Raw genomic sequence first — 25,883 nt, 5'->3', positions numbered from 1 at the left:
CCCATGAGCAACGCGGGGAGAAGGAATCGAGGGGAGATCTTCATGGGTCGCTCAGGCTTCCGAGGGGGTGGGGGCGCTGCCTGCGAGCCGCTTGAGGCCTGCCAGGGACGTGAGGAGGAGGAAGGCGAGGATGGCCGCCACGGCCAGACCCTCGGTGGACCACAGCGCGCGGGCGCCACTCAGCACGCCCTCGGCGAACAGCCGTCCCTCCACGAGGAAGGACGCGACGCCCGTTCCCAGCCGACCGAGCGCCTGGTCGCTCATCACCAGGTAACCCAGCCCACCGAGCAGCGAGGTCATGAGGATGGCGAGCCCGGACCACACCTCGCGACGCTGCGGCACGGGCTCGGCCGCGACCCTCGCCATGACACTGGCGACCAGGGTGGGTGGCGGAAGGGGGTCCGCCAGTCGGTACAGGTCCTGCTCCATCAGCCGGTGTTCTTCGAGGACGGCGGAGCACGCTTCACAGTCGGCGGCGTGGTCCAGCGCGGGGCCTTCTCCTTCTTCCAGCTCCGCGAAGAGGACCTCGAGGTCGGGACAAAGGTGCGCGCTCATCGGGTGGCCTCCTCGGTGGTCATCTTCTTGCGCAGCTTCTCTCGGGCCCTGAAGAGGCGGGCCATGATGGTGCCAGGGGCGCACCCGAGGATCTGCGCGATCTCCTTCGTCGTGCGCTTCTGGACGTAGTAGAGCGCGAGGACTTCACGGTCGTCGACGGAGAGGGTGGCCATGGCGTCCTCGAGCGACTGACGCTCCTCGCGGGCGATGGCGCCTTCCTCCTGCGACGCCTCGCCGCTGGGGAGGACCTCCTTCATGGGCTCCAGCTCCTCGGTGCGCACCTTGGTGCGGCGCCGGAGCAGGTCCAGGCAGAGGTTGCGGGTGATGGCCAGCACCCACAAATCGAAGGGGCGCGCGTCGTCGTACCGGTGAAGGTTCTGGTACGCGCGCAGCAAGGCCTCCTGGGACACCTCGGCGGCCTCCGCCTCGCTCTGCAGGAGCCGGAGGGCCAGGCCGTACACCTGGCGCTGGACGCTGCGCACCAGGGACTCGAAGGCGGACGGATCTCCCCGGCGGGCCGCCTGCACGTCGGCCTTCCAGGGGAGCGGGACGGCGTCGTCAGCCATCAGCATCCCGATGGCGTGGGCGAGCGTCCCGGGGGCGTCGTCGAGGGCAAGAGCGTTCACGTCCTGGTCTACGACGTGCGCGCTCCCCCATTGCGTTCAAACGGTTCATCCCCGTTGAAGTCTTATTTCTTTCGTGATTTCGGGCGCTTGGCCGCCGTCTCGGCGCGCGCGATTTCCTTGTTCGCCTTGCGCTGGCGCGCCTTCTCGCGGAATCCGAGCGGGGCAGGGGGCGCTTCCTTGGGGGCCTTCGGGGCGTTTGCCTGGTCGGCGAGCGACCGGCCCCTGGAGGGGGACGCCGAGACGTCATCCTCGCTCGAAGCGGACCGGCTCCGGGCGGGGGCCGCCGCCCATTCAGACGGGGAGCGACGGGTCGAGGGCCCTTCATCGCGGGATGACCCACGGCGGGCGGGAGCCTCGCTCCGGGAAGAGGAGGCGCGGCGGGTGGACGAAGGCTCGTCCTCGCGAGCGGCCCCGGCTCCACGGCGAGCGGGAGCCTCGCTCCGGGAGGAGGCGCGGCGGGTGGACGAAGGCTCGTCCTCGCGAGCAGCCCCGGCTCCACGGCGAGCGGGAGCCTCGCTCCGGGAGGAGGACGCACGGCGGCTGGAGGGGAACTCCGTCCGCGGGGAGCGGGCTCGCTCCTCGTCACGGGTCTGCGGGCGGCGTGACGACGTGGCGCCAGGCCGCTCCGAGCCTCGCTCACCGTCGCGGACGGGAGGACCGCGGCGGCTGGACGGCGCGCCCTCGGCTTGACTCTCCTCGATGATGCGCGCGGTGCGCTCGCGCTGGGCGCGAATGTCGTCGGCGGTCTCTTCAGTGTACGCGAAGTGGAACAGGCGCTTGACGACGAGGGTGGCGTACGCGCCCGGCGGCAGGGTGAAGGCGACGTTGACCTTGATGTCCCCGCGGTTGATCTCATCCGGCTGGGTGCGGCCGACGACGAGCTTGTGCGGGAAGGAGAGCAGGGGCCGCTCCTCGTGCTTGAAGTAAAGCAGGCGCTCGGCGTCGGGGATGCGCAGGTCCGCCAGCGTCAGCTTCTCCCGGCTCAGCACCCAGTTGACGGCCTCTTCCACCTTGGGGTCCTTGAAGGTGGTGTCGGGGGCGAGCAGGGGGAAGGTGGCCTCGCGCAGCACGCGCAGCGTGTTCGCGTCCGCGTCGCGGTGGAACAGCAGCGTGCCGGCCTGGTAGCGCATGGGGAACAGCGACTCGCGCGGCAGCATCAACTGGAGGTAGCGCCGCACGCCCTCGTTCCAGAGGAAGCTCTGGAAGGTGAAGAGCTGCATCGCCCGGTAGTCCGAGTCGATCTGCAGGAAGGCCTTCATGAAGTCCTTGGGGTGGTCCCTCAAGGAGCGCAGCACGCGGTGGTACTTCCGGGTGCCCTCGAAGGGGACACGCGCGTCCCACTGGCCCCAATTGTCGCGCCAGAAGGCCTTCACCTTGGCGTCCTCGGTGAAATCCAGCTCCGAGGGTTTGGCCAGGAAGTTGTGCAGCGCGGCCTCGAAGTCGCCCCGGATGAGGTCCTTGGCGATGAAGCCCTGGCCGTGCTTGAGCGAGCCGAAGCGCTGGCTGTCGAAGTAGTTGACCACGCCCAGGCGGTTGACCTCGGCGGCGGCCGAGTTGAGGGGGCCCACGGACTCCGGGCCCAGCGCTCGCACCGTGACGGAGAAGCGGTTGGAGGTGATGTTGGCCGAGGACAGGGCCTTGTTCGTCCGGCCCAGGAACTTCAGGCGCAGGTCGGGCTCCTGCATGTCCACGTCGGCGCCGTCCACCGCGATGATCTGCTCGGTGCGCCCCTGCTTGTCCTTCAGACCGCAATAGCTGATGGCGCCCGGCTTCAGGCCGAACGCGTCCCGCAGGCGGGTGACGGCGTCGAACGTGGACAGCTTCTGCTTGTCCATCAGGTAGACGCGGAAACGCCCTCCATCGACTTCATCGAAGCGGTATGATTCCTTGACGCTGAAGTCTTCGGGCTTCTGTTTGATTCTCACGGGCCCCCCTTACCAGTGTGGGACCCAGGAGAGAAGCGGGGCGGAGGGGCGGCTGGGGGGTGGACTCCCCCGGGTGACGCGCCGTCCCAGGAACTGGACGCTGACCAGCCGTGCAGCCCTTCGGAGGCCCTTCGGGTCGGACAGCCGCACCAGACGTTCCCTGTGAGGGAGAGGCTCTGGTAGTGTCCGCGCCGGTGAGGATTCGCGCGTGAGCCAGGTTCCCGCCCCATTCGCTCCGAAATCCGGGCAGCTTCGCGGCCCCCGGCTGACCGGGCGCTTCGCGGACGGCACTCTGGGGGAATTTCCCCTGGGGCCGCTGACGTCGCTCGGCCGCCATCCGTCCAACACGTTGCGCCTGGTCGACCGGGAGGTCTCCAAGGAGCACGCGACGATTGAGCGGCAGGGCAAGGACTTCGTCCTGAAGGACCTGGGGTCCTCGAACGGGACGTTCGTCAACGGCAAGCGGGTGAAGGAGCTGCGGCTGAAGGACGGGGACGAGATAGCCCTGGGCTCCTCGCGCCTCATCTTCCACAGCGGCGAGCCGGCGGTGAACCACACCGCGCCCACCGCGCCGGGCGTGACGGTGGTGGCCCAGTCGGTGTCCATGCCCGCCTTCCTGGCGCAGATGGACCAGGTGCCTCAGAACTTCCGTCCGGTGGAGCTGATGACGGACGTGGAGGCGCTGCGCCGCGACTACGAGAAGCTGCGCATCGCCCACGAGTTCCACCGGCAGGTGGGCCTGCAGGGCAGCCAGACGGCCCTGTTCGAGCAGATCCTCAAGGTCGCCTTCCAGCTCCTCGCCGCGGACCACGGCGTCATCCTGAAGGTCGCCGGGGACGGGGAGTTCATCCCGGCGGCGGTGCATCACCGCACGGGCAAGCCCGTCAACGTGATGCTCTCCGACACCGTGCTGAAGCGGGTGGTGGAGACGGGCAAGGCGGTGCTGACGGCGGACGCCATCATCGACGAGCGCTTCTCCGCGGCGGAGAGCATCGTCGCGCAGGGCATCCGTTCGGCCATGGCGGTGCCGCTGATGGTGAACACGAAGATCCAGGCGGTGCTCTTCCTGGACAGCCGGCAGCAGATCAACGCCTTCTCGGAGAAGGACCTGAACATCCTCTCCGGCATCGCCTCGCAGGCGAGCATCGCGCTGGAGAACTCGGCGCTGGGCGAGCAGATCCGCGCGGAGGCGGTGACGCGCGCGGAGCTCAGCCGCTTCCTGTCCAAGGCGGTGGCGGACGCGGTGATCTCCGGCGAGACGGAGGACTTGAGGCAGAGCCGGCTGGCGGAAGTCAGCTGCCTGTTCGCGGACATCCGGGGCTTCACCACCATCTCCGAGAACGAGTCGCCCCAGGAAGTGGTGTCGATGCTGAACAGCTTCTTCTCGGCAATGGCGGACGTGGTGTTCCGCTACGAGGGGAACCTGGACAAGTTCATTGGCGACTGCGTCATGGCGGTGTGGGGTCCGCCGCTCTCTCATCCGGACGATGCGGCGCGTGCGCTGCGGGCGGCGCTGGAGATGCAGGACGCGGTGGAGGAGATCAACCGTCAGCGCGTCGCGATGGGGAAGGCGCCCATCGAGGTGGGCATCGGCATCAACACCGGTCAGGCCGTCGTGGGCTACATGGGCAGCGCGGAGCGGCATGAGTTCACTGCCATCGGGGACACGGTGAACACGGCTTCTCGACTGTGCGGCATGGCGAAGAGTGGCGAGGTGCTCGCGTCGGAGTCGACGGTCCGCAAGTCCGGGCCTGGCTTCGACGTGGAGGAGCTGAAGGCGCTGCAGGTGAAGGGCAAGGAGAAGGCCGTTCCCACGTATCGTGTCCACGGCGTGGAACACACGACCGCTGCTTCCCCGCGCCGCGCATGACGACGACCCAGGAGTGTCCCAACTGCGGGATCCAGCACGATACCCGGGTCTATGTCAGTGGGCAGAAGGTGGCGTGCCGCTGCGGCATCCGCTTCGAGGTGCGGCGTCAGGACGCGAGCGGCGCTCGCGCGACGTCCCACATCACCGTTGCCCCGCACCGCGCGCAGGGGGCTCCGGAAAACACCCGCGACACCGTGGTGCCGGGGCTTGGCCCCGACGAGCGCGCCCCCCGGAGCACGACGAGCTACGCGAACGGCGGGGCCCTCCGGGACGCCTCGCTGCTGGAGGAGCGTGAGCCCCCGCGTGACGAGCCCGGCTCGGTCCATGGGCGCGTGACGCTGGTGGGCGGAACGGCGGCGAGCAGGGGCCCGCTGGCGAGTGGCATCGAGGTGCTGGGCGTGAATGCCGGCGCGGCGCCCTCGTCGAGCACGGGTGCTTCCCCGAGCGACATGGCGCTTCCCGGGGTCCCACTTCCGGGCGCGGACGTGGCCCCTCCCCTCAATGCCAGCATCGGGCCGAGCGGTGTGGCCATGCCGTCCGCCACACCCGGCCTGGAGGTTCCCGTGGGCGCGACGGTGGTTCGCTCGTCGACGCCGACGGGCCGTGGCAACGCGGACTCCGACTTGAACGTCCACGAGGTGGACACCTTCGTGGCGGCGTCGCGGGTGTCGCTGCCGGGGTTCGAGCTGCTGGAGTTGCTCGGCCGCGGTGGCATGGGCGAGGTGTGGCTCGCGCGGCAGACGTCGCTGGGACGCACGGTGGCGGTGAAGCTGTTGCCGCCGAAGCTGGCGAAGGACCCGGAGTTCGTGGCGCGGTTCGAGAAGGAGGCCACCGCGCTGGCCGCCCTCAACCACCCGAACATCGTGCAGATCATCGACCGGGGCGTCGCGGGCGAGCACTACTACTTCGTCATGGAGTTCGTGGAGGGGCGCTCGCTGAGAGAGGCCATCTCCGCTGGCGCGCTGTCGCCGCAGCAGAGCCTGAGGCTGATGCTCCAGGTGGCGCGCGCCGTCGAGTGCGCGCACGACAAGGACATCATCCACCGCGACCTCAAGCCGGAGAACATCCTGCTGGACGGGCGGGGCAACGTGAAGGTGGCGGACTTCGGGCTGGCGGGCATCCGTCAGTCGGAGTCCCGGTTGCAGCTCACCGCGACGGCGGTGGCCATGGGCACGCTGAACTACATGGCCCCGGAGCAGCGGCGCGACGCGAAGAACGTGGACGGTCGCGCCGACCTGTTCTCGCTGGGAGTGGTCCTCTACGAACTGCTCACCGGGGATGTGCCCCTGGGGCGCTTCAAGCTGCCGTCCCAGCGCGTGGCGGGGTTGGATTCGCGCGTGGACCTGGTGGTGGAGCGCCTGCTGGAGACGGACCCGGAAGCCCGCTACGAAAAGGCGGGGGAGTTGTGCGCGGCGCTGGAGACGATGATCTCCACCTCGTCCGCGCCGGGCCTGATGACGGGCATCCAGCCGGCACGCCAACTGGCGACCGCGCGCGCCCCGACGACGAGCCAGATTACCCGTCGCCTGCGCATGGGCTGGCGCCAGGTGCGCAGCGGGCTGTCCATCGTGGGCGGGCTCGCGGTGATTGGCCTGGCGGCACGGGTGTTCATGGACGCGTCGGGCCAGAACGGTTCCGAGCGGACCTCCTCCGAGCAGGGCAGGAAGGTGCGCACGCCCACCCGGCCGTTTCCGCCGAACACGTACGGCGAGGCCTTCACCTCGTCGAGCGTGGCGTTGGCCCAGAAGCCCGGCGGGGAGACCCGGTTCGGCGTCACCTTCGAGGGCCAGGGCACCGAGGAACTCAACCTCCACAGCGGGCGGTGGGTGATCGAGGAGGGTGAGCTCAGGGCGTGGCAGGGCGGCCTGGATGCCTCGGGACGGAGGCTGGTGCCGCGCGCGTACGTGGCGCACCGCTACTTCGCGGCCGACGACTTCGACGCCCAGGTGTTGATGGACGTCAAGCCGCTCGGGGACGAGTACCCCGAGGAGCCGGACGCCCAGCACTATGGCGAGCTGTCCTTCCGCATCAAGGACCTCCAGGTGTCGGCCTTCGCCATTCCGGGCGTGGGGATGCGCCTGGCGTGGCGCTACTTCACCGAGGATGGCCACGAGGTGGTGGGCAACAGCGCGCAGGACACGGATGGGCTCGTCGAGGACGAGATGCCGCTGCCCTCGACAGGGCCCTACTTCGTGCGGCTGAAGCTGAGCCCGAAGGCGGAAGGCGTCGTGCTCGCGGAGGGCTTTCTCGGCAAGCAGCGCTTCGCCAGGAAGCTCCTTCCGGGCCTGAAGAACCGCGTCGGCAAGGTGGCAGTGGGGTGCCGCAACCTGGCCTGCACCTTCGACGACCTGTCGGTGAAGGGACAGTTGAAGGAGCGTCCTCCCCGCCAGGCGGTCGCGGGCCAGGAGCAGTAGTTCCTCCAGAGCCGGCTCCGCCTCGCGCGCCGGTCTCCTGTTTCCGACACTCCTCGCGCATCGCGCCTCGCCTCGGGCCCTTGCGGAGCGGGCAAGTGTTCTCCTGACGAGGGCTGTCCTCGGGGAGACGGGTTCTCGCCCTGGACGACCTTGCGCGAGCTTCGCGGGCGTCCCACTTTCTTCCGGTGTTCGGGGCCCTGGGGGCTCCGGTCGAGCTGCTGGGGGACGGGATGGAATTCTGGCGCGTCGTGTTGGCGCCCATCTATGCGGCGTTCCTGGCGGCGCTCGTCGTCGCGGCGTTCACGTTTGGACGGCGAGGCGCGCGAGCCCGCATCCCGCGACTTCCGCTGGTCTGGTTCGGAATGCTGGCCCTGGGCGCGCTCGCGCTGGTGTTGCGCTTGGGGGAAGGCGGTGGGCCGACGCTCCTGTCGGACGAGGCCGTTGGCAAGTCCCTGGCGCTCGCGCTGCTGGTGGTGGCGGCCCTCCTGGCGGTGCGTGGCACGCGGGTGCGCTCGGGCGCGGACCTGCTGCGCGGCACGGTGCCCCAATCGCTGGATGAGGCCGTGGCGACGCTGCGCTCCGGTGAGGCGCCGCGCTGGGGCGTCTACCAGGGCACGCTCGATGCCGAGGAGGTGCTCACGTCACCGGGCGGCGTTCCCTGCGCCTTCTTCGAAGCCGAACTGCGCGAGGTGGCGGCGGACGGTCGGAAGGGCGCGCTCCTGTCGCGAGAGCGGGCCTATTCGCCCGCGCTGACGTTGCGAGGCGCACAGGTCCGAGCTCACGTGAGGTTCTCTCCCGCGTCGCTGATGGCGCCGATGCGGCCTCGTCGCTGTCGGACGCTGTCGGTGACGCCGCCCTCGTCCTGGTACGAAGAGGTGCCCGTGAGTCCGGAGGGGCGCGGGCTGTCGGGCGCGAGCGAGGCCGACGATGAGGCTCGGGCACTGTCCTGGGAGCGCGTGGGGAGCGCGGGCGACACCTGCTTCGTGGTGGGCGAGCTGCGGCGCGGCGCTCGCGAGGGCACCTACGAGCTGAGGGGCCGGCGGGGCGGGGCGGCGATGGTGGTGCTGGGCTCGGACGCCGACGTCACGAGGGGCACCCTGGCACGCCTGGCCTGGAGGCACTTCGCGGCGGCCGGAGCGATGTCCATGGCCGCCGCGTTCATGCTGTCGCGCTCGATGTGAGCCGCGCTACGGCGTGGACGGACCCCACGCCGTGGAGAACACGAGCTGCTCCTGGCTGTCGGCGAGCCGCACGGTGAAGGTCCGCTCGATTCCGCCCAGCCCCCGAGGCGTGCTCTTCGCCAGCTCCGCCAGCACCGCGCCGGCCGTGCGCAGGTGGAAGCCCGTGTTCCACAAGCCCTCCAGGTCGCCGTGCACCGTGCGCAGCTCCTCGCCGCTGCGGCGCTCCTCGATGGAGCGGCGCAGGCGCACCAGTCCGTCCACGAAGCGGCGGCACTTGGCCAGCGTGTTGCGGTTCTTGTCCGTGACTTCGGCGAAGGTGAAGTTGCCGCCGGGCGGCTGCCACGTCTTCTCGCGCAGGAGCAGGCCCGAGGCGAGCTGCTTCACCGTGGAGTCCCGCTCGATGAACCACGCGGCGATTTGCGCGGCGCGGGTGGGGGAGAGGTCTCCGGACAGGAAGCTGCCCTTGTTCATCACCTCGGTGAGGTACGACTCCCAGATGGGCGCGTAGACGAGCTTGCGGAACTCCGAGGACACGCGGGCCGTCTGCTCGCTCCACGGCATGGCGCGGGCGAGGGCGCGTGAGAACAGCTTGAGGTCGAACGTCTGGAGCCGGGGCACCAGCTCGCGCAGCATGTCGTCGGACACCTTCAGCTCGACTTGTGTCTGCACGTCCGTCTTGCCCAGGTGGGCCTCGAGCTTCGTCGTGACGCTGGACGCGTCATTGGCGTCCAGCACACCCCAGACGACGGCGTCGTCCACCGCCTGCTGCAGCTCCTGCTTCGTCAGCTTCTTCTTCTGCCCCCACAGGAGCATGTGCAGGCCGTAACGGAAGTCCGACGCGGCCGGGGCCTGGGCGAAGGACTCCATGTCCGCCCGGAAGTCCACCGCCCAGCGGTTGCGGTGGCCCATCAGCGCGTCCTCGTACGTGCGCTGCCCCAGGAACGCCTGCCGCCGCGCGCCCTGCGTGTTCTCCTGCGACACCCAGGTCTGCTTGAGCGAGCCGCGCGCCTTGAACACCTCGAAGGTGCCCAGGCTCAGCGAGAAGCCCACGGTCTGCTGGAGCGTGAAGGACGCGGTGTTGAGGTAGTTCTTCAGGGTGAACCTGCCCGCGTTCTCCGGCGCGCGCAGCCACGACATCAGGTCCACCAGGTTGCCGAGCACCAGCTGGCCGTGGAAGTTCAGCGCGGTGGCCTCGTCCAGCTCGACTTCGAGCAGCGTGGAGGACTCGGAGATGCGCAGGTATTCGTACTGGAAGGCGGCGCCGATTCGCGCCTTCACCACCTTCTCCAGCGCGCCCTCCACCTTCTGCTTCAGCTCCTCCCACTCCTGCTTCAGGTGGTCCAGGTTGACGAGCTGCGGGTCCAACCCCAGCCGCTCCAGCACGGTGCGCAGCAGCGCCAGGTCCTCCGAGGAGGCCACCTTCTGAAGGGCCTTGTCGATGAGCTCCTCGACCTTGGCCTCGGCCTGTCCCGCGAGCGCGGACAGCACTTCCTTGAGTCGGGCCTGCACGGCCTCTGGGTCCGCGAAGGCCACCTGGATGCCCAGGCCCGCGCCCTGCGTGGCCTCGTGGGACTTCGCCTTGCGCACCGCGAGCTGGAGACGGCCCGGGCTCGGACGGGAGAAGCTGAGCTGGTAGTCGTCAGTGAGCGAGACGCGCGCGCGCACCAGCGCGACGATGGACGTCTTCAGCTCGATGAGCTCGCTGTTCCGGACGAAGGACAGGTCTCCCAGGTTGGTGGTGAAGAGGTCCGCCCAGCCCAGGTCCAGCCCCGTCTCCAGCATGCCGCGCACCCGCCACGACAGCGCGTCACCCGTCCCCAGCTTCGTCAGGTCCGTCGAATTCACCAGCAGGCGCGGCGAGGCCAGGTCTTCTTTCGCGGCCTCGCGCATGTTGCGCGCCAGCGGATGCGCGCGGTAGTCGCTGAGCGTGGCGGACAGCTCCGTCTTCCCATTGGCGGAGACGAAGGAGTAGCGGCCGGATGCCCCCGCCTTCACGAGGCCGGTGGCCTGATAACGCATCCACCCCTTGTCGCCGCCCAGGAGGAGCTGCGGACGCGGCGAGTCCGAGGGCGGGGCGTTCGCCGCTGCCGCCTCACCGACGATGCCGTTCTCGTCCACGTCGCCGGAGGAGTTGAAGTTGCGGACGGTGGCCTCGGCGCTGGCCTCGAAGGAGAGCGCGAAGTCCCCCAGGTTCAGCTTCGGCGGGAGGATGCCCTCGCGCGTGAGGCCCTCCTGCGCCAGCGTCACCCGGATGTCCTGGTCCTGGAGCTTCACGTCCGGAATCTTCTCGGCCAGCTCCGCCGGCAGGTTCGCCAGCGTCTCAATCACCTTCATGTGAAGCCCCCTCGACCTGCATGGAAGTGCCGTCCCAGCATGCTCCAGGTTATCCCGGGAGGCACGTGCTGTCGGCTTCGAGGTGGAGTCCAGGGCTGGCCCGGCTGGCTGCCTGGGCGCGAGGGGGTGGGCCCGCGGGGAGGAAGGTCACACCTCGTCGCCGAGGCCGTATTCCTTGAGCTTCCGGGCCAGGGTGTTGCGGCCAATCTCCAGCACCTTCGCCGCGGCCGTGCGGTTGCCCTTCACCGAGTCCAGGACGCGCAGGATGTGGAGGCGCTCCACCTCCGCGAGTGGCAGCAGTCCGGCCTCGGCCGATGGGGGACTGGCCGTCGCGCGAGCGGGGTCCGCCATCGACTGGGGTGCCGTGCTGGCGGGGGGCAGACGGTCCATGTCGGGCAGGGGCAGGTGCTCCTCGAGGATTTCGCCCTCGCACAGCACCACCGCGCTCTCGATGCAGTTCTCCAGCTCGCGCACGTTGCCGGGCCAGCGGTAGCGCTTGAGTCGCTCCAGCGCGAGCGGGCTGAGTCGGGGCGGAGGCAGCCGGTGACGTCGCGCCACGGCGGCGACGAAGTGGCGGGCCAGTCGCTCGATGTCCTCCGCGCCGCGCTCGCGCAGCGGGGGCAGGACGACCTCGACGACCTTGATGCGGTAGTAGAGGTCCTCGCGGAAGCGTCCCTCCGCCACCATGCGCGCGAGGTCCCTGTGCGTGGCCGCGACGATGCGCACGTCCACCTTGATGGCCTGGGTGCCGCCCACGCGCTCGAACTCGCGGTCCTGGATGACGCGCAGGAGCTTGCCCTGCACGGGGAGGGGCAATTCGCCAATCTCGTCGATGAACACCGTGCCGTTGTCCGCCGCCTCGAACTTGCCGGGCATGCGGTGATCCGCGCCGGTGTAGGCGCCGCGCTCGTGGCCGAACAGCTCGTTCTCGATGAGCGTCGCGGGCAGCGCGGCGCAGTCCACCTTGACGAAGGGCTTGTCGCGGCGCGGCCCGTTGACGTGGACGGCGCGCGCGAAGAGCTCCTTGCCACTGCCGCTCTCCCCGCGCAGCAGCACGGTGGCGTCGGTGGGTGCGGCCTTGCGCACCAGCCGGTAGATGGCCTGGAGCTGCGGGGACTCGCCGATGATGCGGTTGAAGAAGTAGCCCACCGGGGCGTGCGGCTGGTCCTTCGCGCGCTGGAGCTCCTGGTACAGGCTGGTGCTCTGCAGGGCGGTGCTCACCTGCGAGGCAATCGCGTCGAGCCGCTCGGTGTCCTCCGGGGTGAAGCGATCTCCCCCGCGACGGTTGAGCACCTGGAGCACGCCGTACAGCGCGCCGTCCGCGTCGCGCAGGGGCACCGCCAGCAGGCTGGTGGTGCGGTAGCCCGTCATCCGGTCGATGTCCGCGAAGAAGCGCTGCTCTCCGCGCGGGTCCGGGACGTTGATGGAATGGCCCTCCTGGGCCACGGTGCCCGCGACGCCCTGGCCCAGCTTCACGCGAATCTGCGACACCTCCGGCAGGTGCGCGGCGCGGCTGAACAGCTCCCGGCGCGCGGGGTCCAACAGCCACAAGGTTCCCCGGTCCGCCTGCATGGTGGCGGCGATGCGGTCCATCAACGTCTGGAGGAATGCATCCAGGTCCACCTCTCTGCCGACGAGCGCTCCGAAGGGGAGGAGGACCTGGGTGATGTCCGCGGCAGGGGGCATGGTGGGCAGTGGCGGGAGGATGAAGGCCGACGCGTCACCATAGCATTCGAGTGGCATCGTTCCGCCCGCCTCTCAGGCCGCGCGGCCCAGGATCAGTCGCTGCCCCTCGCGGGCCGGCTCGCACACGGGGAAGAGGGTGCGCGCCTGCTCGGCCATGTCCTCCAGCGTCTCGTCGGTGTGCGCCGGGTCATGGTGGAACAGGCACAGCCGCCGCGCGCCCACCGTCTTCGCCACGTCCGCCGCGTCCATCATCGTCGAGTGGCCCCAACCCTTCTTCGGGATGCCCTTGCGGCCGTCGTACTCCTCGGGCGTGTACTGCGCGTCCAGGCACAACACGTCCGCGCCCTCGAACAGCCGCGCCACCTCCGGCGTCAGGTCCTGGCGGCACAGCTCCACGTCCGTGGCGTAGATGAACGAGTGCCCATCCGCCTCCACCCGGTACGCCAGGCACCCCTGCGGGTGCGGCACGTCGATGGGCGTCACCTTGAAGGGCCCCACCTCCACCGTCTTGCCGTGCAGCGCGGACAGGAAGTCCATCCGCGAGCGCATGATGCTCAGCGGCACCGGGAAGTGCGGCGGCTGCATCTGCGCCGCCAGCTCCGACTGGAGCGCCTGCGCGCCATTCGCGCCGGGACCGTACATCGTCAGCTCCGTCGTGGGCAGGTACGCGGGCGTGAAGAAGGGGAAGCCCTGCACGTGGTCCCAGTGCAGGTGCGAGAAGAACATCGCGACCTTGTGCGGCGGGCCCTCGCGCATCATCACCTCACCCAACGCCCGGATGCCCGTGCCCGCGTCGAGGATCAGCCGGTGGCCCTGGCTCGTCACCTCCACGCATGCCGTGTTGCCGCCGATGCGCGAACCCGAGACAGCGATGCTCCCCCGAACGCCGTAGAACCGGATATCCATGACGACCTCCTCATTCAATGGAGGGCCTCCGTGAGGACGCCCTGATGCCCCGTGCTTGAGCACGTGGGATGCCATGTCCAAGTGGCTGGAATTATTGACGAGAGGTCTGACGTTGCGGGGCACCGCACCATTCTGGAGCGCCCCTGGATGGTGCGGCCGTACCATTCCGGGGCATCGAGAATTACGGGGAGTTCCGGCTGATGGCCGGGCTGCTGGGGGCCCTGGCGTTCATCGCCCGCGTGGGAGATCCGGTATAGGACGGAGCCATGGCGTTGATTGCGTTCTGCACCATCAAGGGCGGCGTGGGGAAGACGACGCTCTGCGCGCACGTGGCCTCCGCGCTGGCGGACATGGGCAAGCGCGTGCTGCTGTTGGACCTGGATCCCCAGGCGCACGCGTCGCTCGTGCTGGGGCTGGAGAGTCGCGAGGGGCCGTGTGTCGGGGAGGCCCTGGGCGCGCGGCCCAAGTACCGGTTGGACCAGGTGGTGGTGGCGTCACCGAAGCGGCCCACGCTCTTCATCGCGCCGGCGGCGCCTCGCATGGCGGCGATGGAGCGCGAGCTGTTCCAGTGGGGACACCGCCTGCAGGCGATTCCCCGCGCACTGAAGACGCTGAGCTGGACACCGGACGTCATCCTCGCGGACACGCCGCCGAGCATCGGCGCGTACACGGAGGCGGTGCTGGGCTTCTCCGACCTCGTCGTGGCGCCGGTGCCCACGGGGGCCTTCGCGCTCCAGGGCCTGGGCGAAATCGAAGCGGCGTGGCGCGACGTGCGTGAGCAGCAGAGCGGCGAGCTGGTGGCCGTGGTGAACCTGTGGGACCGGCGCACCACGGCGACCAACGAGGCGATGGAAGAGGCGCTGAAGGACTCGACGGTGCCGGTGCTGCGCGCGCGGATTCCGCGCTCGGAGTCCATCAATCAAGCGGGGCTGGGCTACGAGGTGGTGTTCGACACGAGCCCCGCGGCGCCGGGTGTCGAGGAGCTGCGGGCCCTGGCGCAGGAGCTGGCGAAGCGCGTGGGCCTGCGCTGACTTACGGCGTGGGCACCCGCCCCGGGAGCACGGGACGGGCACCTTCGCGCGAATCAATCAGAGGTGGTAGTGGCCGGCGGCCTCGGGCTGGTAGGGCACGGCGACGATGCGCAGTCGCTTGGTGCGCCCGCTCGGCAGCGGCCAGGCAATGGACTGCCCCACGGACAGGCCGATGAGGGCGCTGCCGATGGGGGCGAGCACGGAGATGCGACCCTCGTCGCTCTTCGCGTCCCTCGGGTAGACGAGCGTGACCTGCCGCTGCTCGCCGGTCTGCTCATCCTCGAACAGCACGGTGCTGTTCATCGTCACGACGCTGGGAGGAACCGTCTCCGAGGACACCACCTGGGCCCGGGACAGCTCCGAATCAAGCATCTCCACGAGCTCGGCCGTACGGCCCCCTCCATGGTGGTCGATGACCTGGCGCAGACGCTCCAGGTCGGTCTCAGTCACGATGAGGGACTGCTCGCTGGTCATGTCGATGGCTCCCGTGAAAAGTAAAGAATGAGGATAGGGTCAACACCGCGCCAACGGCTGGGCGAAATATCTATTCCCGGCGAGCCCGGAGAGCCATGCGGGGCCTCAGCCGCCGTCGTCCGGGAGCTTCAGCACCCACCACTCGATTCCCTGGGCGCCGTCGTCCGCGAGGAAGAAGACCTGGGGCCCCGCGTGCGTGAAGAAGTAGGGGAGCGCGCCGAGCGGTCCGGGTACCAGTTCCTGTCGTAACCGCGTCCCCGACTCCATGCCGTGGGTCTCCCAGAGCTCCGCGCCATTGACGCCATCGTCCGCATGGAAGAGGGCCGTCGTGCCCACGCCTGTCATCCAGCGGGGCTCCGAGTGGGCGGGGCCCGGGTGGATGTCCTTCACGAGGAAGGCGCTGCCGGGCGTGCCGTCGGTGCGCCACAGCTCGATGCCGTGGGTGCCGTCATCGGCGCTGAAGAGGACGCTCGGGCCGAGCGCGCCGAACCACAGGGGATAGGAGCCCTCCGGGCCGGGATACACGTCGAAGGCCAGGGTGGTGCCGCTCTCGGTGCCGTCGCTGAGCCAGGGCTCGCGGCCCGCCAGGGGGTCCGCCGCCGCGAAGAAGACGCGGTCTCCCGCCACCGTGAAGGTGTCCGCGTACGAACCGCTCGGGCCCGGCCAGATGTCGCGCAGGAGCCGGGTGCCGCTCTCGGTGCCATCACTGACCCAGGGCTCCTCGCCGTGTTCGCCATCGTTGGCGGCGAAGATGAGCCGCGAGCCGAGGGCGGTGAGGGTGTTGGGGAATGAGCCGGTGGGGCCTGGCAGGAGGTCTTTCACCAGATGTGTCCCGGCCTCGGTGCCGTCGCTGATGCCGAGCTCCCATCCGGCGTCAGGGAAGTTCGCGAGGAAGAAGATTCGCGAGCCCACGACGGTGAGGTAGCGCGGCGAGCCGTCCTCGGCGCCAGGGGCCAGGTCCTTGACGAGCGTGGTGCCCGCGGGGGTTCCGTCCGTGCGCCACAGCTCCTCGCCGTGGTTCGCGTCGCGCGCGTTGAAGTACGCGATGCCGTCCAGCACGACCGGGGTTCCGTCGCCCTGGCTGCCCCCCGAGCCGGGTCGGATATCCTTCACCAGCACCGTGCCCTCGGTGGTGCCGTCCGTGCGCCACAGCTCCCGGCCGTGGACGCCATTGTCGGCGAAGAAGAGGACCCATGGGCCGACGACGAAGAAGTCGGAGGGCTCGGAGGATAGAGGGCCCGGGCGCAGGTCCTTGATGAGCACGGTGCCCGCCGGGGTTCCGTCCGTGCGCCATAGCTCCTGGCCGATGCTGCCGTCGTCCGCGTCGAAGTAGAGCGTGTTGCCTCGTGCCGTCCACGCGCGGGTGTTGGCGCTGCCTGGGCCCGGGAAGATGTCCTGGATGAGGCGCGCGGGCGAGGGGCTCGAGTGCAGCGTGTCCTCGTCGTCGCCCGTCCACAGCAGGTGCTTCGCGGCGACTCGGAAGTCGTAGCCCACGTCCCGTGCCCACAGCTCGGCGCCGGTGCCGCGCTCGTTCGCGGTGAAGAACACCCTACGGCCGCTGACCGTGAAGTCGCGCGCGGCGGATGAGAACGCACCGGGGGACAGGTCCTCCAGTCGAGAGGTTCCGCGTCCGGAGCCATTGCTGCTCCAGGGCTCGTGGCCCTTCCCGGGCTCGCGCGCGGAGAAGTACAGCCGTCCCCTTGCTTCACGGAGGAAGGCGAGGGCGGAGCCCTGGGGGCCGGGCACGAGGTCCTTGACGAGCACGGTGCCGTCGGGTGTGCCGTCGCTGCGCCACAACTCGTCACCGTGATCGGGGGACCAGGCGGAGAAGTAGAGGCGCCCGTCCATCGCGGTGAGTTCGCGGGGGTTGGAGCTGGTGGAGCCCGCGGCGATGTCGCGCACGGGGAAGGTTCCGAGCACGGAGCCATCGCTGCGCCACAGTTCGTCGCCATGGTCGGGGAAGCTGGTGACGAAGAAGAAGAGGTTGCCCGCGGCGCGAGCGAGCAAGGGCCCTTCGAGCGTGGGGAACGGGAGGTCCATGAGCCTCACCGTGCCATTCGGGTTGCCGTTGCTCGTCCAGAGCGCGAGCGCGGGGAGTTCACCGGGAAGGACGTCGTCGTCCTCGTAGCTGACGAAGAAGAAGAGTCGGCCGTCCACCTGGGTGAGCGCCCTGGGGCGGACGATGACGCCAGGTGGGGCGTCGACTTCCTTCACGGCGACGGTGCCGCTGGTCGTGCCGTCGCTGCGCCAGAGGACCCGGTCGACGAAGAAGTAGAGCCGGCCTTGAGCTGCGACGAGTTGGGAAGGGAAGGCGCCGGATGGACCTTCCGCGATGTCCTTCACCAGCGCGGTGCCTCCCTCGGTGCCATCCGTCCGCCACAGCTCGACGCCGGACTGGCCGTCATGGGCGAAGAAGAAGAGGTGCTCGCCGAGCTGGACGAGGCTCTCGGGATGGGAGCCCAGGGGGCCTGGACGCAAGTCCACGACGAGGCGGGTGTTCGAACTCCGTCCTTCACTGCGCCACAGCTCCTCGCCGTGCTCGCCGTCATGGGCGACGAAGTAGAGCGTGTCTCCCACCGCGGTGAGCTCACGCGGCTCCGAGCCAACGGGCCCGGTGCGGAGGTCCTTGACGAGGAAGGTGCCTCGGTCCGAGCCATCGCTTTTGAAGAGTTCGGTGCCGCGGGAGCGGTCGGTGGCGACGAAGTAAAGGGTGCCGTTGACGTCGGTCAGTTCATGCGGGCCGGAGCTGAGGCGGCCTCCCGCGATGTCGTCCACGGGGTAGGGGGAGTCCAGCACGTCCGGGGTGCCCCCCAGCTTTCCCATCGACAGGGTGTCCGCATCTCCTCCGCCACAGCAGAGCGCGGAGACCAGCAACGTGAGGAGCAGTGACAAAGGCAGGAGCGGCAACGCCATGAGGGACACCGTTCTTCGCGCGACATTTCTCGCGCGAGTGGGCGCCAAAGGTGGCTTGCTCCCGCCTCGTGAAAACCCACCCTCCAGGGACGGGGAATTGAGCGCTCGGGCACATCGCCACGGTCGGTTCGAGGCGACTCAGCGGCCGAAGCCGCGTCGAGAAGTGCGCCACGGTGGAGGGAGCAATGTCAGCCTTGAGACCTCAACCTGGTCCTGGGGTCCAACATGTCCACGTCCATCAACGACCTGTCGACCTTCCTGACGCCGTTTACTCCCCGCCACTACTGCGAACTCCGGCCCCTGGCGAACCTCCAGCCCGCGGACCTTGTGACGCTCTGCGCGGACCTGGCGTGGATGCTGGAGCAGAAGCAGGAGGACCTCGCGGGGTGGTATCGGCCGCTGAGCCTCGCGTTGTTCGAGCGCCTCGGGCTCGTGAATCTTCCTCAGTACCAGGCGATGCGGGAGCAGACGTCAGGTGCCGAACTGCTCAAAGCGCTCGGTGTCGTCGACTCGCCGGATTGGTTCGATGGCCTGGCACGCGCGTGGCTGATGCGCGGCCGGCTCCTGGCGCTGCCCGAACGGGCGTCGGGAGTGCTGGAGGGGCACCCCTTTCAGCTCTCCATCTTCCATCGAAAGATGCCGACCGAGCTGAGGCCCATGGCCGAGGACGTGGCGGATGCGTTGGCCGCTCACGCCAGGTCCGCGCTCCAACTCGCGCCAATGCTGGACCGCGCCATCGTCGCGCTCTGGGGCTGCCCGCTCGAGCGGCTCGACCAGCGCGTCACCGTGGCCGAGCTTGTCGCCGAGGGACTTCAGCTCCAGACTTTCGAACCCTGACGCTCAGAACGGACTGTCCGCGCCGCGTGTCGGCAACACCGACACACCGCCGGACAGATACGCGTCGATGGACTTCGCCGCCTCGCGGCCATCGGACAGGGCCCAGACGATGAGGCTCGCGCCCCGGCTGGCATCCCCCGCGCTGTAGACACCATCCGCCGAGGTGGCGAAGCGCTTGTCCACCTGCACCGTGCCGCGAGGCGAGAGCGCCACGCCCAGGTCGTCCACGAGTCCCGTCGTCTCCGGGCCGGTGAAGCCCATCGCCAGGATCAGCAGGTCCACCTCGAGCGTCGTCTCGGAGTCGGGAACCTCCACCAGCCTCGGGCCGCCGCCGACCGCGCGCTGCACCTCCACCTTCACGGCGTGCAGGGCCTCCAGCTTCCCGTCCGTGCCGACCAGTCGCTTCGTCTGCATCGCGAAGCCGCGCTCGCCGCCTTCCTCCTGGCTCGACGACGTGCGGAAGACCACCGGCCACCGGGGCCACGGGTTGTCCAGCGCGCGCACGGAGGGAGGCGCGGGGAACAGCTCGATTTGCTGCACGCTCTTCGCGCCCTGCCGCAGCGCCGTGCCCAGGCAGTCCGAGCCCGTGTCACCACCTCCCAGGATGACCACGCGCTTGCCGGCCGCGTTCAGTCGCTCCTGCTGTTCACCGTGCCCATCCACGAGCCGGTTCTGGTGCTCCAGGTACTCCATGGCCTGCACCACGCCGCTCAGTTCGCGCCCGGGCACCTCCAGCTCACGCGCCCGTCGCGCGCCCATCGCCAGCAGCAGCGCGTCATGTCGCCCGCGCAGCTCACGGAAGCTCACCGAGCCACCCACGTCCACGCCGGTGCGGAACACCACGCCCTCCGCCTCCATCAGCGCGAGGCGACGGTCCACCACGGACTTCTCCAACTTGAAGTCCGGAATCCCGTAGCGCAGCAGCCCTCCGGCCTTCGGGTCGCGCTCGTACACGGTGACGCTGTGACCGGCCGCATTGAGCTGCGCCGCCGCCGCCAGCCCCGCGGGACCCGAGCCCACCACGCCCACGGTGCGCCCCGTGCGCCGGGTGGGAGGCCGGGGCTTCACCCAGCCCTCCGTGAAGGCGCGCTCGGCGATCTCCTTCTCCATCTGCTCGATGGTCACCGCGTCGCGGTCGATGGCCAGCACGCACGCCGCCTCGCACGGCGCGGGGCACAGCCGGCCCGTCATCTCCGGGAAGCCGTTGGTGCGGGTGAGGATGTCGTACGCCTCGCGCCAGCGGCCCCGGTACACGGCCTCGTTGAAGTCCGGGATGAGGTTCCCGAGCGGACAGCCCTGGTGACAGAAGGGGACGCCACAGTCCATGCAGCGCCCGGCCTGTCGCTTCGCTTCCTCGGGAGCCAGCGGCAGCGCGAACTCCCGATAGTCGCCCAGCCGCTCCTGCTTCTCGCGCTTGTGCGGGTGGACGCGGGCCCACTCCATGAATCCGGTCGGCTTGCCCATGGTTCAGCCCCTCCCGCCGACGACGTGTTGGAGCTGCGCCCCCACCGAGGTCTCCGGTGGCTTCTTCGCCGCGCGTCGCGCCTGCAACACGCGCTTGTAGTCCGTCGGCATCACCTTCACGAACCGGGGCACCATCAGCTCCCAGTTGTCGAGCACCCGCCGCGCCAGCGCGCTGTGCGTATGCCGCAGGTGTCGCTCGACCATGCCGTGCACGAGCCAGATCTCCGACTCGTCCACCAGCGACTCCAGCTCCACCATCTCGAGGTTACACCGCTGTCGGAAGGTCGACTCCTTGTCCAACACGTACGCGGTGCCGCCGCTCATGCCCGCCGCGAAGTTGCGGCCCGTGGGGCCCAGCACCACCACCACGCCGCCCGTCATGTACTCGCAGCCGTGGTCTCCCACGCCCTCCACCACCGCCTGCGCGCCGCTGTTGCGCACCGCGAAGCGCTCACCCGCGAGTCCTCGCAGGTACACCTCGCCCGCCGTGGCGCCGTAGAGGGCCGTGTTGCCCACCAGCACGTTCTCCTCCGCCACGAAGCGGCTGGACTGGTGCGGGTAGACGATGATGCGTCCGCCCGAGAGGCCCTTGCCCACGTAGTCGTTGGCGTCTCCCTCCAGCTCCAGCGTGACGCCGGAGACCAGGAACGCGCCGAAGCTCTGGCCCGCCGAGCCCTTCATCCGCACGTGCAGCCGTCCGTCCGGGAGCCCTCGCGCCCCATACTTCTTGGCGATCTCTCCGGACAGCATGGCGCCCACCGCGCGATGCGTATTGCTCACCGGCCGCGTCAACAGCATGGCGGGCCCACCGTCGATCACCGCCTTCGCGTCGCGAAGCAGCTCGTGGTCCAGGTGGTCCGACACATCCTTGGAGCGGGGCACCGTGCAGTGACGGGGCTCGCTCTCCGGAGCAGCGGGCGCGGCCAGCAGCGCGGAGAGGTCCACGCGTCGCGCCTTCCAGTGGTCCACCGCCGCGCGCTGGCGCAGCAGGTCCACCCGGCCCACCAGTTCCTCCATCGTCCGAGCCCCCAGCGCCGCCATCTTGCGCCGCAGGTCCTCCGCGATGAGCAGGAAGAAGTTCACCACGTCCTCGGGCTTGCCCTGGAAGCGCTCTCGCAGCGCTCCGTCCTGCGTGGCGATGCCGGCCGAGCACGTGTTGAGGTGGCACTTGCGCAGCATGATGCAGCCCACGGCCACGAGGCTCGCGGTGGCCATGCCGAACTCCTCGGCGCCCAGCAGCGCGGCCACCAGCACGTCGCGCGCGGTGCGCAGGCCGCCGTCCGCCTGCACTCGGATGCGCGAGCGAAGGCCGTTGTGCACCAGCACCTGCTGCGTCTCCGCGAGGCCCAGCTCCCACGGCAGACCCGCGTGGTGGATGCTCGAAATCGGCGAGGCGCCCGTGCCGCCCTCGTAGCCGGAGATGACGACGCAGCCCGCGCCCGCCTTCGCCACGCCCGCGGCGATGGTGCCCACGCCCACCTCGCTCACCAGCTTCACGCTCACCCGCGCCTTCGGGTTGGTGGACTGGAGGTCGTAGATGAGCTGCGCCAGGTCCTCGATGGAATAGATGTCGTGGTGCGGAGGAGGGGAGATGAGCGTCACGCCCGGCGTGGACCAGCGGACCTTGGCGATGCGCTCGTCCACCTTGTGGCCCGGAAGCTGTCCGCCCTCGCCGGGCTTGGCGCCCTGGGCGACCTTGATCTGCAGCTCGTCCGCGTTGACCAGGTACTCGGTGGTGACACCGAAGCGCGCGCTCGCCACCTGCTTGATGGCGCTGCGGCGCAGGTCGCCATGTTCGTCCGGCAGGTAGCGCCGGGACTCCTCGCCGCCCTCGCCGCTGTTGGACCTGCCACCCAGCCGGTTCATCGCGATGGCCAGCGTCTCGTGGGCCTCCGCGCTGATGGAGCCGAAGGACATGGCGCCCGTGACGAAGCGACGCGCCAGCGACAGGGCCGGCTCTACTTCTTCCAGGGGGACGGGACGACAACCCTCGGTCACGACCTCCAGGAGACCGCGCAGGTTACAGTGCTCGTGCGTCTCGTCGTCCGCCAGCCGCGAGTACTCCGCGAACTGCGCCGCGTCGTTGCCGCGCACCGCCGCCTGGAGCTTGGCGATTGTCGCCGGGTTCCACTTGTGTCGCTCGCCCTGTCGGCGCCAGCGGTACTGGCCGCCCACGGGGACCTGGCCCTCCGCTGTCTCGAAGCCGCGCGCGTGGCGCTCCGCGACCTCTCGTCCCAGCTCGGGCAGGCCCACGCCTTCCACTCGGGAGGGCGTACCGGTGAAGTGGCGTTCAATCAGGCCGCGCTGAAGTCCCACCGCTTCGAACAACTGAGAGCCTCGGTAGGACTGGAGCGTGGAGATGCCCATCTTGGACATCACCTTCATCAGTCCTTCCTCCACGGCGTGGATGAAGCGCTCCTGCGCCTTCTCCGCGTCCACCCCCAGCTCGCCCCCGTCCGCCATCGCCCGCACCGTGTCCAGCGCCAGGTACGGATTCACCGCCGCCGCGCCGTAGCTGAAGAGGCAGGCGAAGTGATGCACCTCGCGCGCCTCCGCCGTCTCCAGCAGGAGGCCCGTGTACATGCGGATGCCGTCACGGACCAGGCGCTGGTGCACCGCGGACATGGCCAGCAGGGCGGGGATGGCCGCGTGCGTGACGTCCACGCCCCGGTCGCTCAGGAGCAGGATGCTCGCGCCCGCGTCCACCGCGTCGACCGCCGCCGCGCACAGCTTCTCCACCGCCGCTTCCAGCGCGCCCTCTCCGCCGTCCAGGGGATAGAGCAGCGACAGGCGCTTCGTCTCGAACAGGCCCTCGCCGTGGATGGAGGCCAGCCGCGCGAGCTGCCCGTTGGTGAGGATGGGGCCGGGCAGCGAGAGCCGGTGGCACTGCTCGGGCGTCTCCTCGAAGGTGTTGCTCTCCGGGCCCAGCGCCGTCGCCAGCGTCATCACCAGCGACTCGCGCAGCGGGTCGATGGGCGGGTTCGTCACCTGCGCGAAGAGCTGGTGGAAGTACGAGAAGAGGCTGGGGGCCTGGTCGCTGAGCACCGCCAGCGGCGTGTCCGTGCCCATGGAGCCCACCGGCTCCTTGCCCGTCTCCGCCATGGGGGTGATGACCGAGCGGATGTCCTCCACCGTGTAGCCGAACGCGCCCTGGAGCCGCGTCAGTTCGTCGCCGCGCAGCCGCTCCGGCGCGGCGATGGTGGGCAGGTCGTCGAAGGTGAAGACGTTGCGTTGGAGCCAGCGACGGTAGGGCCAGCGCGTGCTGATGTCGCGCTTCACCTCCTCGTCCTCCAAGATGCGGCCCTCGGTGGTGTCCACCAGCAACATGCGGCCCGGCGTCAGGCGCCCCTTGCGCCGCACCTGCGAGGGAGGCACGTCGATGACGCCCGTCTCCGAGGCGAGGATGATGCGGTCATCCTCGGTGACGAGGTAGCGCGCTGGCCGCAGCCCGTTGCGGTCCAACGTCGCGCCGATGAGCTGCCCGTCCGTGAAGGCGATGGCCGCGGGCCCGTCCCACGGCTCCAAGAGCGCGGAGGAGTACTCGTAGAACGCGCGCTTCTCGTCCGACATCAGCGCGTCGCCCTCCCACGCCTCCGGAATCATCATCATCATCGCGTGGGGCAGGGTGCGGCCGCCCAGGTAGAGCAGCTCCACCATGTTGTCGAACTGCGCGGAGTCGCTCTTGCCCGGGACGATGATGGGCCACAGCGGCTCCAGGCTCCCGCCCAGCCGCGCCGTCTGGAGCAGTCCGCGTCGCGCCGTCATCCAGTTGCGATTGCCACGCAGGGTGTTGATTTCGCCGTTGTGCGCGATGAAGCGGAACGGCTGCGCCAGCTCCCACGTGGGGAACGTGTTGGTGGAGAAGCGCGAGTGCACCAGCCCCAGCGCGCTGACGAACTCCGTGTGCTGGAGGTCCGGGTAGAAGCGCGGCAGGTCTGCGGGAAGCAGCAGCCCCTTGTAGACGAGCGTCTCCGAGGAGAGGCTGGCCAGATGGAAGCGGCCCATCGGGTCCACGCCGCGCGCCAGCACGCGGTTCTCCGTCAGCTTGCGGATGCGGTACAGCTTGCGCTCGAACGCGCTGGGCACCACGCGGCGCCGGGCGATGAAGAGCTGGCGGATGACGGGCGCGGCCTCGCGAGCCACCGGCCCCAGGTGCTCCGGCGCCACCGGGACGTCGCGCCAGCCGAGCACGCGCTGCCCCTCCTCGGCGACGACCTCCTCCAGCACCGCCTCGCACGCGGCCCGGGCTTCGACCTCCTGCGGCAGGAACACCTGCGCCACGCCGTACTGTCGACGCGGAGGCAGCTCGAAGCCCAGCTCCGGCGCCTCATGCTCGAAGAAGCGGTGCGGCAACTGGACGAGGATGCCGGCGCCGTCTCCCGTTCGAGGATCCTTCCCCGCGGCCGCCCGGTGACTCAGGCGGTTGAGCAGCTCCAGGGCGTCCTCGACAATGCCTCGAGAGCGCTCACCTCGCAGGTGAGCCACGAAGCCCACTCCGCAGGCATCGTGTTCGGTCTCGGGCTCGTAGAGGCCGTACCGGCCGGGGAGGATCGCGGTCATCAACTTCCCCTTTCCCGCCTGACGCGGGAGGTCATCGCTGTGTCGCTACACGCTAACGCGACGCGTCGACTCCCGTAAAGAAGCCACGAGCGAGAGGCCGGTGGTTGGGCAGTGGGCCAAGGGGCCATGCCGGCCACCCCCAAGACGGAGGCCCTCGTCAATGGGTGGGCAGTCGATTGCCCTCGGGGGAGGGGCGGCCTCGTCACGCCGTGGGAGGGACCCACCGTGGTGGGTGGACCGGGGGCGCCCGGGATTCGCTATGAAGCGGCGCGTCCGCGCGAGCTCTTCTCGCACGGCGTCATGAGGACCGCGCCATGCCCTACACCCCCATCATCGGCACCCTGGGCTACGTGATGTCGCCGGACGGGCAACGGGTGCTGCTGATCCACCGCAACGCCAGGCCCGACGACGCGCACCTGGGCAAGTACAACGGGCTCGGCGGGAAGATGGAGCGCGACGAGGACGTGGGCGCGTGCATGCGCCGCGAGATTCGCGAAGAGGCGGGCATCGAGTGCACGCGCATGGTCCTTCGCGGCACGCTGTCCTGGCCAGGCTTCGGCAAGCACGGTGAGGACTGGCTCGGCTTCGTCTTCCGCATCGACGCCTTCGAGGGCACGCCGCTGGAGCGCAACGCGGAGGGCACGCTGTCCTGGGTGCCCCTCGACGAGCTTCCTCGCCTGCCCATGTGGGACGGAGACCGGCACTTCCTGCCGCTCGTGTTCGACGAGGACTCTCGGCCGTTTCACGGCGTCATGCCGTATTCCGGGGGACGCGCGTTGAGCTGGAGTTACACGCGGCTGTGAGACGCACCCGGTCTGGGTTTGCCACGCGCGGGGTGCGTGTATCGGCCACTGTGATGAAACAAATACGCCCAAGTCGAGCTTGCGCGTTGACGAGCCCTGGCTCGTGGGCGTAGTTCTATGGAATCTGAATATGAGAATGGTTCTCAATTTCAATATCCCCTCCATGGAGGGCGTCCCGCCGGCCGAGCGGAGCGTGTCGTCCGGGCAGTTGTTCCGCCTGGGCGAGACGTTGGAACGAGAAGGCGTCTGGGCCCGGTGGGGCTGGGCGCTCGTCATGGCGGTGGTGGCTCACTTGGGGGTGTTG

General features: G+C 69.6%; 16 protein-coding genes. 6 read left to right on the top strand and 10 right to left on the bottom strand.

Going from position 1 to position 25,883, the window contains the following annotated elements:
• Nucleotides 1–51: 51 nt before the first annotated feature.
• The 3 genes from HR086_RS24070 to truD form a co-directional block, all read right to left on the bottom strand.
• A complete protein-coding gene (locus tag HR086_RS24070; protein WP_141646236.1) occupies nt 52–555 on the bottom strand; it encodes a hypothetical protein in 504 nt (167 codons plus the stop codon).
• On the bottom strand, nt 552–1,121 hold the full coding sequence (locus HR086_RS24065; RefSeq protein ID WP_174459296.1) for an RNA polymerase sigma factor: 570 nt from the start codon (nt 1,119–1,121) through the stop codon (nt 552–554). The genes HR086_RS24070 and HR086_RS24065 overlap by 4 nt, the downstream gene beginning before the upstream one ends.
• Before the next feature lie 122 nt (nt 1,122–1,243).
• Nucleotides 1,244–3,106 (bottom strand): tRNA pseudouridine(13) synthase TruD, encoded by a 1,863-nt coding sequence (truD, locus tag HR086_RS24060; RefSeq protein WP_174466771.1) that lies wholly within the window; start codon nt 3,104–3,106, stop codon nt 1,244–1,246.
• Nucleotides 3,107–3,314: 208 nt separating this feature from the next.
• Here truD and HR086_RS24055 point away from each other — a divergent pair, with 208 nt between their 5' ends.
• The 3 genes from HR086_RS24055 (at nt 3,315) to HR086_RS24045 (ending at nt 8,571) form a co-directional block, all read left to right on the top strand.
• Nucleotides 3,315–4,976, top strand: coding sequence for an adenylate/guanylate cyclase domain-containing protein (locus tag HR086_RS24055; protein ID WP_141646233.1), 1,662 nt, complete (start codon nt 3,315–3,317; stop codon nt 4,974–4,976).
• The gene (locus tag HR086_RS24050; protein WP_174466770.1) at nt 4,973–7,390 is read left to right on the top strand and encodes a serine/threonine-protein kinase; all 2,418 of its coding nucleotides are present in this window, start codon (nt 4,973–4,975) and stop codon (nt 7,388–7,390) included. Before HR086_RS24055 ends, HR086_RS24050 begins: the two co-directional genes overlap by 4 nt.
• A 230-nt stretch (nt 7,391–7,620) precedes the next feature.
• Nucleotides 7,621–8,571, top strand: a complete 951-nt coding sequence (locus HR086_RS24045) for a hypothetical protein (RefSeq protein WP_174463688.1) — start codon at nt 7,621–7,623, stop codon at nt 8,569–8,571.
• 6 nt (nt 8,572–8,577) lie between these two features.
• Here HR086_RS24045 and HR086_RS24040 read toward each other — a convergent pair whose 3' ends face one another.
• From HR086_RS24040 to HR086_RS24030, 3 genes are all read right to left on the bottom strand, one after another.
• A complete protein-coding gene (locus tag HR086_RS24040; RefSeq protein ID WP_174466769.1) occupies nt 8,578–10,905 on the bottom strand; it encodes a hypothetical protein in 2,328 nt (775 codons plus the stop codon).
• 147 nt (nt 10,906–11,052) lie between these two features.
• On the bottom strand, nt 11,053–12,648 hold the full coding sequence (locus HR086_RS24035) for a sigma 54-interacting transcriptional regulator (protein ID WP_174466768.1): 1,596 nt from the start codon (nt 12,646–12,648) through the stop codon (nt 11,053–11,055).
• A 15-nt stretch (nt 12,649–12,663) separates the two neighbouring features.
• Nucleotides 12,664–13,497, bottom strand: a complete 834-nt coding sequence (locus HR086_RS24030; RefSeq protein WP_174466767.1) for an MBL fold metallo-hydrolase — start codon at nt 13,495–13,497, stop codon at nt 12,664–12,666.
• A 266-nt stretch (nt 13,498–13,763) separates the two neighbouring features.
• On the opposite strand from HR086_RS24030, the gene HR086_RS24025 reads away from it, so the two are divergent.
• Nucleotides 13,764–14,528, top strand: coding sequence for a ParA family protein (locus HR086_RS24025; protein WP_174459284.1), 765 nt, complete (start codon nt 13,764–13,766; stop codon nt 14,526–14,528).
• A gap of 57 nt (nt 14,529–14,585) precedes the next feature.
• Here the strand turns inward: HR086_RS24025 and rnk are convergent, their stop codons facing one another.
• Together rnk and HR086_RS24015 are read right to left on the bottom strand one after the other, a co-directional pair.
• The gene (gene rnk / locus HR086_RS24020) at nt 14,586–15,002 is read right to left on the bottom strand and encodes a nucleoside diphosphate kinase regulator (protein WP_141646227.1); all 417 of its coding nucleotides are present in this window, start codon (nt 15,000–15,002) and stop codon (nt 14,586–14,588) included.
• A gap of 105 nt (nt 15,003–15,107) precedes the next feature.
• Complete coding sequence (locus HR086_RS24015; protein ID WP_174466766.1) at nt 15,108–17,915, bottom strand: ELWxxDGT repeat protein; 2,808 nt, start codon at nt 17,913–17,915, stop codon at nt 15,108–15,110.
• A gap of 225 nt (nt 17,916–18,140) precedes the next feature.
• Between HR086_RS24015 and HR086_RS24010 the strand changes: the two genes are divergently transcribed.
• On the top strand, nt 18,141–18,752 hold the full coding sequence (locus tag HR086_RS24010; RefSeq protein ID WP_174466765.1) for a hypothetical protein: 612 nt from the start codon (nt 18,141–18,143) through the stop codon (nt 18,750–18,752).
• A gap of 3 nt (nt 18,753–18,755) precedes the next feature.
• Here the strand turns inward: HR086_RS24010 and HR086_RS24005 are convergent, their stop codons facing one another.
• On the bottom strand, nt 18,756–20,216 hold the full coding sequence (locus HR086_RS24005) for a glutamate synthase subunit beta (RefSeq protein ID WP_174466764.1): 1,461 nt from the start codon (nt 20,214–20,216) through the stop codon (nt 18,756–18,758).
• A gap of 3 nt (nt 20,217–20,219) precedes the next feature.
• Nucleotides 20,220–24,776, bottom strand: a complete 4,557-nt coding sequence (gltB, locus tag HR086_RS24000; RefSeq protein WP_174463692.1) for a glutamate synthase large subunit — start codon at nt 24,774–24,776, stop codon at nt 20,220–20,222.
• Between the two features lie 314 nt (nt 24,777–25,090).
• Here gltB and HR086_RS23995 point away from each other — a divergent pair, with 314 nt between their 5' ends.
• Nucleotides 25,091–25,579 carry an 8-oxo-dGTP diphosphatase gene (locus HR086_RS23995; RefSeq protein WP_174466763.1) on the top strand — a complete coding sequence of 163 codons (489 nt, stop codon included), beginning with the start codon at nt 25,091–25,093 and terminating at the stop codon, nt 25,577–25,579.
• Nucleotides 25,580–25,883: the final 304 nt, after the last annotated feature.

It is taken from the genome of Myxococcus sp. CA039A, from assembly GCF_013336645.1.
In the GTDB taxonomy this organism is placed as follows: domain Bacteria; phylum Myxococcota; class Myxococcia; order Myxococcales; family Myxococcaceae; genus Myxococcus; species Myxococcus llanfairpwllgwyngyllgogerychwyrndrobwllllantysiliogogogochensis.
Note: the sequence above shows the minus strand (reverse complement) of the source record. Positions and strands in the feature narration are given on the sequence as shown.